The sequence below is a fragment of the Williamwhitmania taraxaci genome (genome assembly GCF_900096565.1).
In the GTDB taxonomy this organism is placed as follows: Bacteria; Bacteroidota; Bacteroidia; order Bacteroidales; family Williamwhitmaniaceae; genus Williamwhitmania; species Williamwhitmania taraxaci.
Map to the genome: position 1 here is coordinate 1 of NZ_FMYP01000020.1, position 17,293 is coordinate 17,293.

The 17,293-nt window shown below is 41.8% G+C and carries 15 protein-coding genes; 6 read left to right on the forward strand and 9 right to left on the reverse strand.

Going from position 1 to position 17,293, the window contains the following annotated elements; genetic code table 11:
- Positions 1-125: 125 nt before the first annotated feature.
- Positions 126-1,688: an ArnT family glycosyltransferase gene (locus BLS65_RS06905; RefSeq protein WP_092437311.1), complete on the reverse strand. Its 1,563-nt coding sequence runs from the start codon at positions 1,686-1,688 to the stop codon at positions 126-128.
- A 56-nt stretch (positions 1,689-1,744) separates the two neighbouring features.
- On the opposite strand from BLS65_RS06905, the gene BLS65_RS06910 reads away from it, so the two are divergent.
- Positions 1,745-2,476, forward strand: a complete 732-nt coding sequence (locus BLS65_RS06910; RefSeq protein WP_092437313.1) for a glycosyltransferase family 2 protein — start codon at positions 1,745-1,747, stop codon at positions 2,474-2,476.
- A gap of 124 nt (positions 2,477-2,600) precedes the next feature.
- On the opposite strand, the gene BLS65_RS06915 is transcribed toward BLS65_RS06910, so the two are convergent.
- Both BLS65_RS06915 and gldB read right to left on the reverse strand, forming a co-directional pair.
- Positions 2,601-4,271, reverse strand: coding sequence for a formate--tetrahydrofolate ligase (locus BLS65_RS06915; RefSeq protein WP_092437315.1), 1,671 nt, complete (start codon positions 4,269-4,271; stop codon positions 2,601-2,603).
- Positions 4,272-4,291: 20 nt separating this feature from the next.
- Complete coding sequence (gldB, locus tag BLS65_RS06920; RefSeq protein WP_125869796.1) at positions 4,292-5,299, reverse strand: gliding motility lipoprotein GldB; 1,008 nt, start codon at positions 5,297-5,299, stop codon at positions 4,292-4,294.
- Between the two features lie 305 nt (positions 5,300-5,604).
- Here gldB and BLS65_RS06925 point away from each other — a divergent pair, with 305 nt between their 5' ends.
- Positions 5,605-6,258 (forward strand): porin family protein, encoded by a 654-nt coding sequence (locus BLS65_RS06925; RefSeq protein WP_092437319.1) that lies wholly within the window; start codon positions 5,605-5,607, stop codon positions 6,256-6,258.
- Positions 6,259-6,455: 197 nt separating this feature from the next.
- On the forward strand, positions 6,456-7,157 hold the full coding sequence (locus BLS65_RS06930) for a Crp/Fnr family transcriptional regulator (protein WP_092437321.1): 702 nt from the start codon (positions 6,456-6,458) through the stop codon (positions 7,155-7,157).
- A 30-nt stretch (positions 7,158-7,187) separates the two neighbouring features.
- Here the strand turns inward: BLS65_RS06930 and BLS65_RS06935 are convergent, their stop codons facing one another.
- The 4 genes from BLS65_RS06935 to BLS65_RS06950 are packed head-to-tail and all read right to left on the reverse strand — an operon-like array spanning position 7,188 to position 11,966.
- Complete coding sequence (locus BLS65_RS06935) at positions 7,188-8,078, reverse strand: glycosyltransferase family 2 protein (protein ID WP_092437404.1); 891 nt, start codon at positions 8,076-8,078, stop codon at positions 7,188-7,190.
- 58 nt (positions 8,079-8,136) lie between these two features.
- Positions 8,137-8,904, reverse strand: a complete 768-nt coding sequence (locus tag BLS65_RS06940) for a glycosyltransferase family 2 protein (RefSeq protein WP_092437323.1) — start codon at positions 8,902-8,904, stop codon at positions 8,137-8,139.
- 4 nt (positions 8,905-8,908) lie between these two features.
- Positions 8,909-11,374: a bifunctional UDP-N-acetylmuramoyl-tripeptide:D-alanyl-D-alanine ligase/alanine racemase gene (locus BLS65_RS06945; RefSeq protein ID WP_092437325.1), complete on the reverse strand. Its 2,466-nt coding sequence runs from the start codon at positions 11,372-11,374 to the stop codon at positions 8,909-8,911.
- A gap of 10 nt (positions 11,375-11,384) precedes the next feature.
- The gene (locus BLS65_RS06950) at positions 11,385-11,966 is read right to left on the reverse strand and encodes a thymidine kinase (RefSeq protein ID WP_092437327.1); all 582 of its coding nucleotides are present in this window, start codon (positions 11,964-11,966) and stop codon (positions 11,385-11,387) included.
- Positions 11,967-12,042: 76 nt separating this feature from the next.
- Here BLS65_RS06950 and BLS65_RS06955 point away from each other — a divergent pair, with 76 nt between their 5' ends.
- Positions 12,043-12,783 carry a hypothetical protein gene (locus BLS65_RS06955; protein WP_092437329.1) on the forward strand — a complete coding sequence of 247 codons (741 nt, stop codon included), beginning with the start codon at positions 12,043-12,045 and terminating at the stop codon, positions 12,781-12,783.
- A gap of 9 nt (positions 12,784-12,792) precedes the next feature.
- Complete coding sequence (gene rsmI / locus BLS65_RS06960; RefSeq protein ID WP_092437331.1) at positions 12,793-13,509, forward strand: 16S rRNA (cytidine(1402)-2'-O)-methyltransferase; 717 nt, start codon at positions 12,793-12,795, stop codon at positions 13,507-13,509.
- 103 nt (positions 13,510-13,612) lie between these two features.
- Here the strand turns inward: rsmI and BLS65_RS06965 are convergent, their stop codons facing one another.
- The gene (locus tag BLS65_RS06965; protein ID WP_092437333.1) at positions 13,613-14,752 is read right to left on the reverse strand and encodes a DEAD/DEAH box helicase; all 1,140 of its coding nucleotides are present in this window, start codon (positions 14,750-14,752) and stop codon (positions 13,613-13,615) included.
- A 95-nt stretch (positions 14,753-14,847) separates the two neighbouring features.
- Between BLS65_RS06965 and BLS65_RS06970 the strand changes: the two genes are divergently transcribed.
- Complete coding sequence (locus BLS65_RS06970) at positions 14,848-15,561, forward strand: YjjG family noncanonical pyrimidine nucleotidase (RefSeq protein WP_092437335.1); 714 nt, start codon at positions 14,848-14,850, stop codon at positions 15,559-15,561.
- 115 nt (positions 15,562-15,676) lie between these two features.
- Here the strand turns inward: BLS65_RS06970 and dnaB are convergent, their stop codons facing one another.
- Positions 15,677-17,251, reverse strand: a complete 1,575-nt coding sequence (gene dnaB, locus BLS65_RS06975) for a replicative DNA helicase (RefSeq protein WP_394331455.1) — start codon at positions 17,249-17,251, stop codon at positions 15,677-15,679.
- Positions 17,252-17,293: the final 42 nt, after the last annotated feature.

Below are 17,293 nucleotides of genomic sequence, written 5' to 3' on the forward strand. Positions count from 1 at the left end.
GCCAAAAGAGTTGATGGTGTCGCTAGAATATGTAATTTTCATCCGCTACGATGTTTTCACCTAAGTAGGTGAAAATATTTTAATCGGGAAAGCCTTGTGATGATTATTATTACAGGGGTTCCCGATTATTTTATGCTTTTATGTTGCGGATATAAGGTATGCTCAAGAATCAAAGCATTGCTATCTTGATAAAAGAAGGTATAGAACAGTGATGGTTCAATCTCTTTACCATCGATACAGGACAGGGAGGTCTTTTCGTTATTGAGGTCGTCTTTTGGAAATACAATATAGCGAATACCAAGACTATCCGCTCTGGAAAAAAATTCTTGCTGGGTTAATTTTCGACCAATTGCACTTTCATGATACTCAAACCCCTTATATACTGCTAAATTATAATTGTCGAGTCCGTCAAACACAAACTGATAAGGAACGAGTATCTTCTGTGTCCGATCTGGAATTCTTGAAAAAACAGCTTCGTGCTTAAGTTGGTAATTGTCATTACGCTTAAAGATATCTATTGCCATTACTGCAAAGAAACTTATGTGTGCAATAACCAGCAGTAGATATATAACGCCGAGACCACTCCTCCATTTCTCAAACAAGCGATGGATTCCAATAGAAATAATAATAGCCATAAATGGTAACAGATAGATCAAGTATCTCTCCGCGATTTGACTTCCTGCAACATTAAGAACTATAATCAGCGTAATTGTGTAAATTAGTAAAGATCGATATTCTTTAAGAAAGAATTGGAAATTGAATATTAACGCAGTGAAAAACAACAACGAAACGCTCCAAACCTTATAACTCCAGAAAAAACGCTGATGCTCGCTCAACAGCTTTAATACAACATTTTTGAGTAGGCCAACAATCCCAATTGATGTGTAATTTGTAGTGTTGTTGTCGGGCCAATTCGTTAGCTGATACATCCATGCTTGGAAGTGTCCAGGTTGCCATAAGTCCCAGAAGTAAAATGCAGACACAATAACTGTGACCACAGAAAAAAGAAGAACTTCGCGATATTTTCGATAAACAATAAGCAGTATGAAGCCTGCAACAGGAAATATTAATCCGTTGAGATGAGTTAGAAAAGCGAAACCCGCACATACACCGGAAAGAGCAACCATTGCAATGTGGCTCTTCGTCCTTATACAATTATCAATAAGGAGGAACGAACTGAATCCAAAGAAAGTTACCCAAATTTCTGGTCTAAAAGTATACCCATACAGAAGTATTAAAGGATTGACAAACAAAACAAACGCAGCAATCACAAAATGCTTATTCGAAGAATCAGGTTTAATATTCTTAAAATACAGCCACGTCACATAGAACAATGCACCCATAAAAAGGACAGTAACTGATCTCAATGGTATAATAGACCAGCCAAAGAGCTTAATCAAACCAGCACCTACAAAAATATTAAGTTTATGGTAAGAGAAGAGCTGAATGTCGCAGCCAAGAAAATTAATTAGGCATGGAATTTTCACCACACCTTCCTTTGCGAGATAATAGGCTTGCTCCCCAAAAAAAGCATCATCAATGTATATATACCTGTTCCACATGGAGCCAAGAAAGACAACCAATCCGAACAAACAAATTATCCCAAGAAACCGAGTTTTAAAAATAAAACTGAATGTTTTTGAGATTAACTCATATCTTTCTACTTTTATCCCCTTATATTTCGCCATTATTCAAAGTATCAGATAACATACAAATATAAGTTAACAAATAATAAAAACACAGCATGTACGTTAGAAAACTCTCAATTGTTATTCCCGCATACAATGAGGGAAACACTATACATCGAATACTTAATAAGGTTAAAACAGTTCAGTTAATTAATGATATACAAAAAGAAGTAATTATCGTAAACGACTGTTCTTCAGATCATACAGAAGAAGCCATACTAGATTATCAAAAACAAAATCCTGAGTTCATCATACATTACTATAAACACGAAGTTAATAAAGGCAAAGGAGCTGCTTTACATACCGGAATTCAAAAAGCCACAGGCGAATATCTAATTATTCAGGATGCCGATTTAGAATACGATCCAACCGAATACAACCTTCTTTTAAGACCCGTGGTCGAAGGACATGCAGATGTCGTATATGGATCAAGATTTCAAGGTGGTAAACCACACCGCATTCTCTTTTTCTTCCATACAATGGGCAACCGATTTCTGACATTTATATCGAATATGTTCACAAACATGAACCTTAGCGATATGGAAACCTGCTATAAACTATTTAGAACTGAAATAATTCAGAAGATTAAGTTGCAGGAGAATCGTTTTGGTTTTGAACCGGAAGTAACAGCAAAAATAAGTCGTGTTCCAAACATACGCGTTTACGAAGTTGGTATTTCATACTACGGTAGGACGTATGAAGAGGGAAAGAAAATAAGTTGGAAAGACGGATTTAGAGCACTCTATTGCATTCTCAAATATAATATTTTCTGCAAAAAACCTTGGTAGTAATGCTAAGCAAGAGCAATAGCCTAATTGCTCAGCATAGATATTAAACTCACCTACGTTACGAAAACAGGAATAAAAGAGGACCTACTTGTCCCCTTTTATTCATAGTTCCATATTGCGATAGTTAAAACAGACCGATAATATTGCCATCGTTATCAATATCGATACTCTCAGATGCGGGAAACTCAGGTAACCCCGGCATACGCATAATATCACCAGTGATTGGGATAATAAATCCGGCACCGGCAGCTATTTCAATATCCCGAACGGTAATGATAAAATCCTTAGGACGACCGAGTAACTCCGGGTTATCGGAGAGTGACTTCTGTGTTTTTGCCATGCAAATGGGCAACTTATCAAGCCCAAGGCTATAGACCTTTCTAAGACTAGCCTTGGCTTTACTCGTATAATCCACAGCCTCGGCTCCATATATCTTTTTGGCAATGGTCTCAATCTTCTTCTCTACGGTCCACTCCCAATCATAGAGTGGAATAAATCGAGAGTTACACAATTCTACCGTTTTTACTACCTTGGTGGCAAGATCAATAGCACCCTCACCGCCCTTAGCCCAAACATCGGCAACAGAAACCTGAATACCCTTGTGCTTACAATAATCTACGAGGAAATCAACCTCCTCATCAGTGTCGGATACAAATCGATTGATAGCCACAACGGAACAAATATTGAACAACTTTATATTCTCAATATGCTTTTCCAAGTTGACAAAACCCGCCTTCAAGGCTTCGAGGTTGGGCTGTTTAAGATCAGCCAACGGCATTTTTCCATGGTACTTTAGAGCGCGGATTGTGGCAACAAGCACAACTGCATGAGGGCTCAACCCGGAGGATAAGCACTTAATGTCCAAAAATTTCTCGGCACCCAAATCAAAGCCAAAACCTGCTTCAGTAACCACATATTCCGAGTAGGATAACCCCATTTTTGTGGCAAGCACAGAATTGGTACCTTGAGCAATATTGGCAAATGGACCTCCGTGAATAATGGCCGGAGTGCCTTCGGCTGTTTGAACCAGATTTGGCTTTATGGCATCCTTGAGCAGTACCGCCATTGCTCCATTAGCTTTTAAATCGCGCGCATAAATCGCTTTTTTATCGAAGGTGAAGCCTATAAAAATATTACCAAGCCGTTCCTTTAAATCATTGAGTCCCGATGCCAGGCAAAGAATAGCCATCACCTCTGAGGCTGCTGTAATATCGAACCCCGATTCACGCGGAATACCCGATGAAGACCCGCCCAAACCCACAATAATGTTACGGAGCGATCGATCGTTCATGTCCATTACGCGCTTCCAGGTAATGGTCCGTGGATCAAGCCCTATATTGTTCTTTTTGCTCTGTATATTATTGGCAATAATTGCAGCCAATAGATTGTGGGCCTTTTCGATGGCGGCAAAATCACCAGTAAAGTGCAAGTTTATATCCTCCATGGGCAAAACTTGGCTATATCCGCCTCCAGTTGCTCCGCCCTTAATGCCAAAGACAGGGCCTAGTGAGGGCTCGCGTAGCACCACAGTCGCCTTCTTGCCAATACGGTTTAACCCCTGCGAAAGACCTATGGAAATTGTTGTTTTTCCCTCGCCAGCAGGCGTTGGCGAGATTGCTGAAACTAAAATAAGTTTAGCACGATGAACCTTTTCCTCGTCGATAAGATGGAGAGGGAGCTTGGCCTTATACTTACCATAAAGTTCCAACTCATCGCGTGAAACACCAAACGAATCGGCTATTTCGCCAATAGGTTTTAGATTGATTCCCTTTGCAATTTCAATATCAGTCATTATAGTAAGTTTTAATTATTAATCTACTGAGGTCGGTATTTAGCCTGCCGAAAGATCTCTTCATAGTCTCGCCTATTCATCAACTTGTATAAAGTAGTGCTTGGGTTCTGCTTCATATAGCTGGAAACGATTCTATAACCAAGCCAAACAGCGGCTCTTCCTGGTGATTCGGGCGAGAACTCATTTGTAAATGGTGCTTCTTTGACTAATCTACTAATGAGCAGGTGATCGGTAGAAAAAAGCATTTTCTTCTCCATCATTGCGGTCCACATAGACTTTTCGTTATTTTGGCACCAGTTCATTTGCTGAGGAGTAAGACCCAAAACAATACTATCGGCAACTTCTGGCAAAAGTTGGGCTGCCAGGTAAATAATGGTTCCCTCATACACCACGCGCGAGATGAGGTTGTTCACCGAATCGGAAAAAGAAAACTCTCCTGTTGTCCAACCGCGAATGGCATCGGATGGAATCCGATTTGGCTCATAGTTGTAAACTAAATAGCGAGGAAAGCTGAGTTCCGAATAGATTCTATTGTCGCGTCCCAAATACTTATCGAGGCCAATAGCCAAAACCGAATCGGTAATGACGATAGATTGATTGAATCCTGCTATAAAACTAATCACGCGTGGAATAGTTTTTTGGGGGAAAGTTTCACGATACTTGCTAAATGCGCTGGAGAGCTGCTTCTCTTGTTCATCCAAATTTGGGAAAACCCTCTGAACGTCGGCATAACCCTTACTCACAACATAATCGTTAACAAAACGCTGCATCATTCCCCCAAATTGCTTTTGGTTAGGACTTCCTAACCCAACCATTTTATAGGTGTACAGCGACAAGAAATTGCCATACTTAGCCTCTAATGGGAGAAGATCCATATAAAGGCTGTCGGGATTCATGGCAAAGAAATCGCGGTCGAATCGATCAATTTTCACCGTCAATGCAACCTTTGGTGAAATAACAAGCCTAGGCTGTTCGTTACTGCAGGAGATAAACAAAATGGAGAAAAGCGCAATGGTTAAATAACGATACATAGTTTCAATTGTTTTCTTTTTCACTTCAAAGGTAAGCCGATTAAGATTATCATGTGTCACATATTTTGTTAAATGGCCTTAAAAAATGCAGCGATGAGATGAGTTATCGGGATCATCGCTAATGGTAACACAGCCAAACAGGAGTGAAATATTAACGTTACCGTAATAAATGCAATAAAACACAAACTATTTTTGGTTAATCACTTAATCTGGCGTAGTTTTGAACTCAGAATAAACATTTCGTTAAGACACTGAGAGATAACGCTCATGTGTAATTTACTAGGTCGTTTAAAAAATATTTTGCTATGAAAAAGATATATTTTATTGCACTCCTTACAATGGTTGGGTTAAGTGCGTTTGGTCAGGAGTACCGATTCGGAATATTTGCAGATCCACAGTTCTTCTGGTTAAAGACGGACAGCAAAAATCTAGAATCAAATGGAACAAGAACCAACTTTAACGTTGGAATGGCCTTAGAGAAATATTTTGCCAAGCGTTATGCTTTTTTAACTGGAATCTCCATGAACGGTGTTGGCGGACAACTTAACTACAATGTAGCCACAACTATCCACACAAGCGATGGCGATAAGGTGTTGACACCCGGAACTGGCGTACTCTATAAACTGCAGTATTTAAGCATTCCACTTGGCCTCAAGTTCTGCACCAACGAGATAGGTTACTTAACCTACTATGCACATGTTGGAGTAACTAACCACGTACTAATTCGCGCTAAAGCAGACATTGACGCTCAGAATGTATCGGGCGAGAATGTACGCGATGAAATTAACCTATATACAGCAAGCTATCAAATTGGTGCTGGCGCAGAATACTCGTTGGGTGGTAGCGCAGCCTTACAACTCGGCGTTACATACTCCAATGGTGTAATTGATGTGTTAAAATCGTCTGACTTCAATGCAATTAGTAGTGGTGTTTCAATTCGTGTAGGAGTAATGTTTTAACGAGTAAGAGAACCCGCAACGAATGCATGTATTTTTAGGTGATACTCAATTGAGGGATATGTATCTAAAAGATGTGGTCAAGAAGATACAGTGCTCCTAAGTGCTCGATGTAGACGTTAGGAATCATGCTAAAAAACATTTTTATTTTAAAATATTGCATACCTTTGTACGAGTAAAACACAATTACCTAAGTAAACATGGCACACTCCGATATAGATCCTAATGTTTGCCTCGAATCAATATACTCTCTCTTTCAGGAACTTACTGATCCTGAGAAAGAGAAAATAAAAGAGACCTTCACGAGTTCGAAGTATAAGAAAAATGAGATTATTTTCAAGGAAGGCGATAAGCCATCTGGCCTAGTATGCCTTATCAAAGGAAAGATAAAACTTTTTAAGGAAGGTGTTGGTGGTAGAGAGCAAATTGTGCGTATGGCAAAACCGGTAAGCATCATTGGGTACCGGGCCCTATTTGCAGAGGAAAATTATATTGCATCCGCCCAAGCCATTGAGGATTGCGTAATAGCGGTAATAGATAAAACTGTGCTGCTTGACATACTCCACAATAATCACCAGCTTACCTTCAGCATTCTTAAATCGTTAGCTACAGAGTTGGGCTTCTCCAATAATCGAACGGTAACCCTCACACAAAAACACATCAGAGGCCGACTTGCCGAATCGCTTATTTTCCTGCGGGATACATATGGATACGAAGATGATGGTGCAACACTAAAAGTATACCTATCGCGAGAAGACATCGCAAACTTGTCGAACATGACAACCTCAAATGCCATTAGAACGATGTCGAGCTTTGCGCAGGAAAACGTAATTGCGCTCGACGGTCGAAAGGTAAAGATCCTTGATGCCCACAAGCTGGAACGAATAAGCGATATGGGTTAAAATTGAAAACTTCAATTTACAAACAGCTTATTACAATCCGATTACACTTTTCGCTCCTTTAATGGAGTAACCAATGAATTTAAGTTTATCGCGGAAGTTCGATACTCGAAATGCAAAGGAATGCTTTGGTTCAACCAGTTTACATGCAGGCGTTCCCATTTGAAGATAGAATCTATAAAAAGCAGAATTTGAAATTCCCCATTTTCTAAAAAACTCAACTCTTCCATTGTTTCGTTTAATTTTCCCGGTAGTTTTGGATATGAAATGATACACTTTACTTTTTCCAATTCCTTTAAAATTACGAACACCAGCCATCCACAACTTCATTGAGATATCGGGGTCGGAATACATTCCGGGAGAGAACTCAATACTAAAACCACCAATCAGATGCCAAAGTTTTCGGTGCATTAAACTGGGAGGCCAAGTTCCACCATTCCAATCGGAAGAAGGAATGCTTGGCAATGCAGCTATCAGTTCCGATTCGCGAAAGGTTTGTACACTCTTTCCAAAATCATACGGCGAAAGGATGCATTTGCTAGAGGATTGAGAGTGTTCAATCATTGTTGAAGAAAAGTAGAAATACTCATCCCCTTGCTCTACAACTTCATTCCAAATCCACTTATCCCAATCGGGACAAACATACATATCATCATTAAGATAAAGAATATAATCTGTATTTGCCAGTGCTGCAGCCTCATTCATAGCCTTACAAATACCTATATTCTCATTACTATGGGAGTAATTCAACCCAATGCTTTTTACCCATTCGAGCGTTCCATCATTTCCGTCGTTTACATGTACAATTATTTGATGCTTGTAAAACGAATTCTTTTGAATACTTTCAATACATACTTTCAAATACGGCAAGTTATTCCATGAAGGTATTAATATGGAAAACTTAATTTCTTGTTCTGAATTCATGCTAAATTGGTTTGTTATAATTAGTAGAGACATTTAATTTTACTGGATGGACTCTGATTTAATTTTTTATTTCTCGCCTCTGTATATCCAACATGTAAACATACTTTAAATAAGTAGAAAATGCAGTCGTTTTAGCAATTACATATCCGTAATACCCATCCAGAAACCCCAACTTAATAAAATACAACTTAACGAATTTGGCGCGTGGGCTTACCAAAATTTTAAAATAAGAACTTCTTTTCCCCTCCTTGAGCGCCTTCATCGCAGACATACTTGCATACTGCAATAATACACTCATATGCTGATGTATACTTTCTGTTGTATAATGAAGCAAATCACCTTTTAAGTGCCGAACAACAGCTCCTTCTTGCATTTCTACACTTTCGTGCACAACCGCACTGGACCAATCACCCTTATACTTATCCCATAATCGTAGTTTAATATCAGGATACCATCCGCAGTGATTAATCCATTGGCCACAATAACTAGTTAATCTATTGAATGAATAACCATCTGCATCCCAATGATGCTTTGCCTCTAAAACTGATGCGCGTAAATCATCCGACAATGCTTCATCTGCATCAAGGGATAGAATTACAGGATAAAGAGCCTGCTGAATTGCCCATGCCTTTTGGGCACCATACCCCTCAAACTTATGCTTTACAAACCGAACTCCCATAGCCGAGCAAATCTCCTCAGTCCGATCGGTAGAGAACGAATCAACCACAACCACATCATCGACAACACCCAAAACGGAGGTTATGCATCGCTCAATATTTTTTTCCTCGTTAAGGGTAAGGATTACCGCTGATATCTTTACTTCCATATCGTTATTCTTGAAAATAAACTCGCTTCACTCGCCGTGAAATACCAGTGAGCACTTCGTAAGGGATAGTATTTAACTTTTCTGCCATTTCGGTAATCGACGGGGTTTCCCCAAATATAATAACCTCATCACCCTCCTCTGCTTTTACATCAGTGATGTCCACCATGCACAAGTCCATACAAATATTTCCAATAATGGGAACCCGGTGCCCTCTTATTAAGAACGAACCAACGCCGTTACTGAGCAACCGATTCAATCCATCAGCATAGCCAATAGGTATGGTGGCGATTCTGGAAGGCCTATCGACCCGCCCCTTGCGCCCATAACCCACCGATTCGTCTGGGGAAATATCTTTAATTTGAACAATCGTGCTTTTGAGCGTGCTTACAACCCGCAATGGATTATTGGGTAATGCGCTAATTCCGTAGAGACCAATACCCAATCGTACCATATCGAACTGAGCTTGAGGGAATCGTTCAATACCGGAAGAGTTTAGGGTGTGTCGGATGAAATCGTAGCCCAACTCTTGGCGTAGAAGAGCGGTGTTCTTCTCAAATATTGTAATCTGTTCCAAGGTAAATGCGTCGTGCTTGGCCTCATCCGCACCAGCCAGATGGGCAAAAACCGATTTTACCAGTATGCTACGCGAAGATTTAAGGGCTGTAATCAGACCCGAAAGGTGTTCCGAAATGAAACCAAGACGATGCATCCCGGTATCCAACTTTATATGAATAGGATAGTCCTGCATCCCCAAATGCTCAACTTCGCGAGCGAAATCGGTCAAGGAGGTGAGGTTAAATATTTCGGGTTCCAGCTTATGCTCCACCATTGTTGCAAAGCTACCAGCCTCGGGGTTCAAAACAAGGATGGGCATGGTAATGCCTGCCTCACGTAGCGCAACTCCTTCGTCGGCAAAAGCAACAGCAAGGTAGTTAACCCGATGAAACTGAAGTACGCTTGCAATTTCGTATGAGCCACTTCCGTAGGAGAATGCCTTTACCATGGCCATCAACATCGTTCCAGGGTGGAGTAGACCCCTGAAATGGTTGAGATTGTGGATTATCGCATTGAGGTTGATGTCCAGAACAGTGGTGTGAACCTTTCGCTCTAAAAAGGCAGAAATACGCTCAAACCCAAAATCTCTTGAACCTTTTATCAGAATGGCCTCGTCCCTAAAATCGGACTTGGAGGCGCTGGCCAAAAACGCCTCCGTGGTCAAGAAGAACTCAGCTGGTTGAGGAAATAGTTTTTCGTTCTTATATATAGCTGGGCCAATACCTATTACCTTAGTGACCCCTTTTGCGACTGCTAGGCGAGAAACCTCCCTATAAAGGGCAACTTCTTCCTTACCGCTTTGCAGTATATCCGAAATAATGAGGGTACGAGCAGAGTGTTGCACCTGGTTCTTTAAGAAATCGAGGGCAATGGTTAGAGAGTTGATATCCGAATTGTAGCTGTCGTTTATAAGCGTACTGCCGTTTACAGCCTCTTTCAGTTCCATCCGCATGGCTACTGGAGCCAAGTTACTCATTGAGCCACGTTCAAGAATATTGCCGTGACCAAGGTAGAGCAGTAGCGCAATGCAATGCAAGGAATTCTCGATGGAGGCGGCGTCGCTAAAGGGTAAGGGAATTTGAAGTTGTCTTTTTTCATAGGTAACTTGAAGTTCAACCCCTTTACCTAAAGACCTCCGAACAACAATAATATCGGCTTCTCCACCCTTTTCAGACCAAGTGAAAAGCTGTGTACCAGTCAGTTTTGTCGCAGCTAAGGCTGCATTGTATACCAAATCGTTATCGACACTACAAATTAAAACCTTTGAATTTTTAAATAAAATTAACTTCTCCCTTACCTTCTCCTCCATGGTTGAGAAGTTCTCCTGATGCGCTTGACCCAAGTTCGTGATAATACCTATTTCGGGGGCAATCATGGGCCGAAGGCGCTCCATTTCACCGGAAAGTGAAATTCCCGCCTCAAATATTGCCAGTTGTGCATTATGCTCAAGCAAGAGCACAGAAAGAGGAACACCCACTTGGCTATTGAAGCTGCGAGGACTACGAACGACCTGAAACTCATCATGGAGTAACTGGTATAACCACTCCTTGACAATCGTCTTTCCATTCGATCCGGTAATTCCAATAACAGGAATATGGTATTGCTTACGATACCACACAGCCAACCGCTGCAATGCATCGAGGGTATCTTCAACTACAATAAAAACCGCTCCCACCATTTTTGCTAGATCGTGAGGAATATCGGAAACGACAAAGGCTCTTACCTCTTTCTCGTATAGGTTAGCAATAAAACGATGCCCATCTTGGTGTGTCCCTTTTATGGCAAAGAAAAGAGCCCCTTTAGCCGAGTTTATAGTACGGCTATCAATAGTAACATAGTCAACCGATGGGTTGGCTTCACCGTAAATAGTTCCGCCAATAGCATTGGCTATTTCAGTGATTTTAGTTGCGTCCATCTTTTATAATCTACTTTTTCTCAGTAACATTTACAAAGCAACTTCGACAGAGCGGTTCGTATGTATCCTTTTCGCCTAACACTACCAGCTTGTCACCAGCTGTTTTTCGGTGCGAAAATTGTGCTAAATTTCCACAGCGCATACAAATGGCATGCACCTTTGTAACATACTCTGCTGTAGCAATAAGTGCAGGCATTGGACCAAATGGGTTTCCCCTGAAATCCATATCAAGCCCAGCAACAATCACTCTAATACCTTGACTTGCAAGATTATTACACACATCCACGATACCAGGATCGAAAAACTGAGCCTCGTCAATTCCAACAACATCAACCTCGGAAACAAGCAGCGAGATATTACCCGAAGAAGTTACTGGCGTGGAGTGAATAGAATTGGCATCATGCGAGACAACTTCCGACTCGGAATAACGAGTGTCTAATTGCGGCTTAAATATCTCAACTCGTTGATTTGCAAACTTAGCGCGTTTCAACCGCCGGATCAACTCCTCGGTTTTTCCACTAAACATTGAGCCGCAAATGACCTCAATCCATCCCCTCCGACAACCATTACTAATTGAATTTTCCAAAAACATCCCGTAGAGTTTAGGCAGATTAGTTACTTTTACAAAAGTAAATTTTCTAGCAACAAGCACACTAATTTTTTTTCAGATGAGCCAAAAAACTATCCTTACTGAAGTAATTGAAGAATTAGAGAAGGCCATCACGGTGGCCAAAAGGATGGAGCACTCCGGAAATCAACCGACAATTGAGGTTGCCATATTGCTCGGAAAGTTGCAGTTATGCTACGAAAAAGTGCTTTTCTCGCAAGGAAAAGCACAACCAATCTATCCCGAAAAAGTGGAGACTATTCATACGACCATTGCAACCGAAGCAAACAAAAAAAATCTCTCAGAGGAGCCTTTAATAGCAAAGAGAACCCAAGCACTCGAGCCCAAACAGTCGTCGAATGGTTCCGTTGATGAGCCTATTATCACGATATCAGACACAAGGAAGAATCCAGTTGTCGAGCCAAACAAACCACAAATAACTAAGGAAGAAGAGCATAAACACACAAGAAAAACAGAAATTCTTGGTGACAAACTCTTATCAGGGAAGCGATTTCTGAGCGATTTTATGGCTGAAAACAAAGATAGACAAGATGTAACATCGAAAATGCAGGCAAAACCGATTAAGGATCTCTCCAAAGCGTTTGGTATTAACGACAAATTTCAATACACCCGAGAACTTTTTAATAACGACAATACCCATTTTCAGAACACCATTATCACCATTAACCAAATGGGATCAATTGAAGAAGCCCTAATACACATTGGAGCGCATTTCGATTGGCAGGCCGACGATCCCATTGTCATCCAATTTATTGATATTCTTCAACGTAGATTTATGTAATTATAGCCCATGGCAAAACTTATTTTAGTTCCAACCCCTATTGGAAACCTCGAAGATATTACCCTAAGGGCGCTTCGCGTATTAAAGGAGGCCAATTTGATCCTCGCCGAAGATACCCGAACAACCGGTCATTTGCTGAAGCATTTTGGTATTGAAGGAAAAATGCATTCGCACCATAAATTCAATGAGCACCAGACAGCCGAGTTTGTTGCAAATAGAATTGCTGCGGGGGAAATGGTTGTACTCGTTTCGGATGCAGGGACACCGGGAATTTCCGATCCAGGGTTTTTGCTTGTCAGGACATGCCTCGAGCAAGGAATAGAAGTTGAATGTCTCCCTGGTGCTACTGCATTTGTGCCAGCATTAGTTAACTCGGGGCTCCCTTGCGACCGATTTGTTTTCGAAGGATTTCTACCCCAAAAGAAAGGTCGAAAAAAGCGCATCGAGAAACTGGCCGAGGAGGATAGAACTATGATATTCTACGAATCGCCATTCCGCTTGGTAAAAAGCCTTACCCAACTTGCAGCCGCATTTGGAGAAACTCGAAAGGGTTCCGTATCACGCGAAATATCCAAGATGTTTGAGGAAACCGTTAGGGGAACCTTGCCCGAGTTGGCGCTTCATTTCCAAAAGAAAGCACCCAAAGGGGAAATTGTGATGGTGGTGGCAGGTAAGCCAAAGCGGGAGGAAGAGGTCGATAGCAACGATTCCGATGAGGACGAATAAAGAAAGGCTGCCAATTGGCAGCCTTTTCTATTGCTATCGCATTAAAGAATTTCAGTAGGAATATCGAAGAATATCTTCAGTGTATTAGCTGCTTTTGTTCACGTTACAGGTCTGCAGGTAGGGGTATTTGGTAAATTGGATGTCCAAGAAAACTCTCTATCTTTTTAAAGTTCCGCTGTTCCAACTTTGTCACAAAGGTAATAGCCACACCATCGGCCTCGGCACGAGCGGTCCGTCCAATACGGTGGACGTAATCCTCTGAATCGTGGGGGACGTCGTAGTTTACCACCAAATCAATCTGGTCTATATCGATCCCTCGCGAAATAATGTCGGTAGCAACTAACACTTGGTAGCTACGGCTGCGAAACAACCTCAATACCTCTTCCCTCTCGTTTTGTTCCAAATCGGAATGAATGCCTTTGGCCGACATTCCAAGCCCGCGCAACTCACGCTCGAGCAACTTAACCTTACTCTTTGTGGAGCAGAAAATAATCACGCTCTTGATTGCCTCTCGGTTGGCCAACAAACGCTTCACCAACGAAGGTTTTTTCATATCCTCAACGAGGTAACAGGCCTGAAGCACATTTTCCGAAGGTTTAGAAACCGAAATGTTTATCTCCTCCGGCTTAATCAGAATCTTCTTTGCAAGCTTCCGAATCTTATCGGGCATTGTAGCCGAAAAGAGAAGCGTTTGCCGTTTTACTGGAAGCTGTTTTACCACAGCCATAATATCTTCATAGAATCCCATGTCGAGCATTCTATCTGCCTCATCGAGGATAAGGTGTTCCAAGTGCTCGAAATTTACATATGGGAAAGCCATGTGGGCCATCATGCGACCCGGAGTGGCAACTACGATGTCGGCTCCAGTGCTCAAGCCGGTTCGCTGCTGTTCCCATACCGATCCATCTCCTCCACCGTATACCGAGAGGGACGAAACTGGACAGAAGTAGCTGAATCCTTCCAACTGCATATCAATTTGAACGGCCAACTCACGGGTAGGAACTAGTATGAGCGTATTAACTCCCTTCGACTCACCGGTACGTTTCACGAGCTTGTCGAGGATCGGCAAAACAAATGCAGCAGTTTTTCCCGTTCCTGTTTGAGCGCAGGCAATCAAATCCTTTCCCTCCATAATCACCGGAATGGCCTGTTGTTGTATGGGGGTTGGTTGTTCAAAACCCACTGAATCCAGCGCAGACTGAACTTCTGCTGCAAAGCCAAAATCGGAAAATTTTTCTGCCATTATCTATTTGTTTGCATTTACGTTGGTGCAAATTTAACCATTATGCAGCAAACTCCATCGAAAGCCCATACCTTTGCTCCTCAAAAAAGAGAAACATGCTACAAAAACTACTCAACAGACTAACTGTAAGACATATATTTTTTGATCTAGATAGAACCCTTTGGGATTTCGAAATGAACTCACGCGAGACCCTCGAAGAACTTTTTTACGAATTGCTAGCTTCAAGAACCAATATGGCTGCCGAAGAGTTCATAAAAATATACCATAAGCACAACGAGCGACTCTGGAGCGAATACCAAAAAGGTGCTATTAAAAAAGAGATGCTGCGCTGGAAACGTTTCCAACTAACCTTTAAAGAACTAGGTATAGTTGACAATGCGCTGGCACAACAGTTCGATAAAGCCTATATTGCCAGAAGTCCTCAAAAAACCAATCTTTTTCCAGGAACCATAGAAACGCTACTATACTTGAGCAAGCACTACAGATTACACATTATCACCAATGGTTTTCTGGAAACCCAGAGTCTCAAGATAGATAACGCAGGCATTACACCGTTCATTCAGCACATGACAACATCCGAAGAAGCTGGTCATCAAAAACCCGAAGCAGGAGCGTTTGAATACTCCCTTAAGAAGACCGGAGCGAAAGTAAAGAACAGCATAATGGTGGGCGACGATCTTGAGATTGATATTGTTGGTGCTTCAAATTTTGGCATGAAGCAAGTGTTTTTCAACCCGGAAAAACAGAAGCACAACTTTCATCCTACGTGGGAGATTGTATCCCTATTAGAGTTGAAGCATATCTTCTAACTTACTTTCATTATGATATTAATTCAGCAAATAACAATAGAAGTCACAACATAACAAGTTATTACAACAAACAACATCATTCTATCTTTATCTTAACGCCAGTTCACCATTCACATTAAAAAGGCACCTCATTGCTAAACCCTGTATTGGCCCCAATATTAAACTCTCCCGCCATGGGGTCATGATCGTCATTCATTTTTGAACGGAATGTCATAGCTCCGGAGGGAAGAGCAGCTGAGGGAGCCTGAGATGGTGAATCAAAACCGTTGGTGTATGGAACTAGGTTATAATCCTCTATATCGGTAAATTTAGCTTGTTCCTTAATAAAGCGTAGCCGAACATCACCAACAGCACCATTACGGTGCTTGGCCACGATAATTTCGGCCATCCCCACCAGTGAATTTCCCTCTTCATCTTCTAAGAAGCCATAATACTCGGGGCGGTGGATAAACATAACCATATCGGCATCTTGCTCAATAGCGCCCGACTCACGCAAGTCGGAAAGTTGAGGACGTTTTGAACCTGTTCGCGTCTCCACCGAACGGTTGAGCTGCGATAGCGCAATAATAGGAATGCTTAACTCCTTTGCGATAGCTTTCAACGACCGTGAGATCATGGACACCTCTTGCTCGCGATTACCTTTGGTTTCAATAGGCCCGGTCATAAGCTGCAGGTAGTCGATAATTACGATTCCAATGTCGTGCTGCGATTTTAACCGTCTACACTTGGCCCTAAAGTCGTAAATGGATAGAGATGGGGTATCGTCAATAAAAATAGGGGCTTCAACTAAATCTCGAATTTTCACCTCGAGCTGAGTCCACTCGTGAGGATCTAACCTCCCAGTTCTAAGTTTTTCCGAAGGAATGCCAGACTCACCCGTGATGAGACGATTTACCAACTGTATCGATGACATTTCAAGTGAAAAAAAAGCCACGCCACGCTTATGATCAATACCCATGTTGCGGGTCATACTTAGCACAAAGGCAGTCTTACCCATGGACGGACGTGCCGCCACAATAAGCAAGTCGGAAGGTTGCCAGCCGTTGGTTAATCGATCCAGCTCAGTAAAGCCAGAAGGGACACCACTTAATCCATCTTCCCGTTTAGATGCTTCCTCAAGCATCTTTAAGGCCTCCTTCACGACAATATTGATTTGAGCAGCCTCTTTCTTGATGTTTCCTTCAGCAAGTTTAAAAAGTTCCATCTCGGCAAAGTCGAGCAGGTCGCTTACATCCGGGCCGTCGTCGAAAGAGCGCTTCTGAATCTCAGAAGAGATGCGGATAAGCTCCCGTTGAATATACTTTTGGGCGATAATCTTGGCGTGAAAATCGATATGGGCTGCAGAACCAACCTTGGAGGTAAGTTGCGCAATGTATACCGGTCCGCCAACCTCATCAAGATCTCCATTCTTGCGTAACTCTTCCGTTACCGTATAGAGATCAATAGGCTCTAGTCGAGTGGATAAACTAGCAACCGCTTGAAATATTTTTTGGTGGGCTTCCTTGTAAAAACTCTCCGATTTAAGCAGATCCATTACCGTAATTACGGCATCCCGCTCGAGCATTATTGCTCCAAGCACTGCTTCTTCTAAATCGATTGCCTGTGGGGGAACTTTACCCATTTCGTAGGCAATCATCTTCTCACCATCGCTGGTTCCTTTTGGTTTTCTGGTATTTGTCTTTAATGCCATAGTCATATTCCTTCCTTGCGAAGGTAGAAAGATAAATCCTTT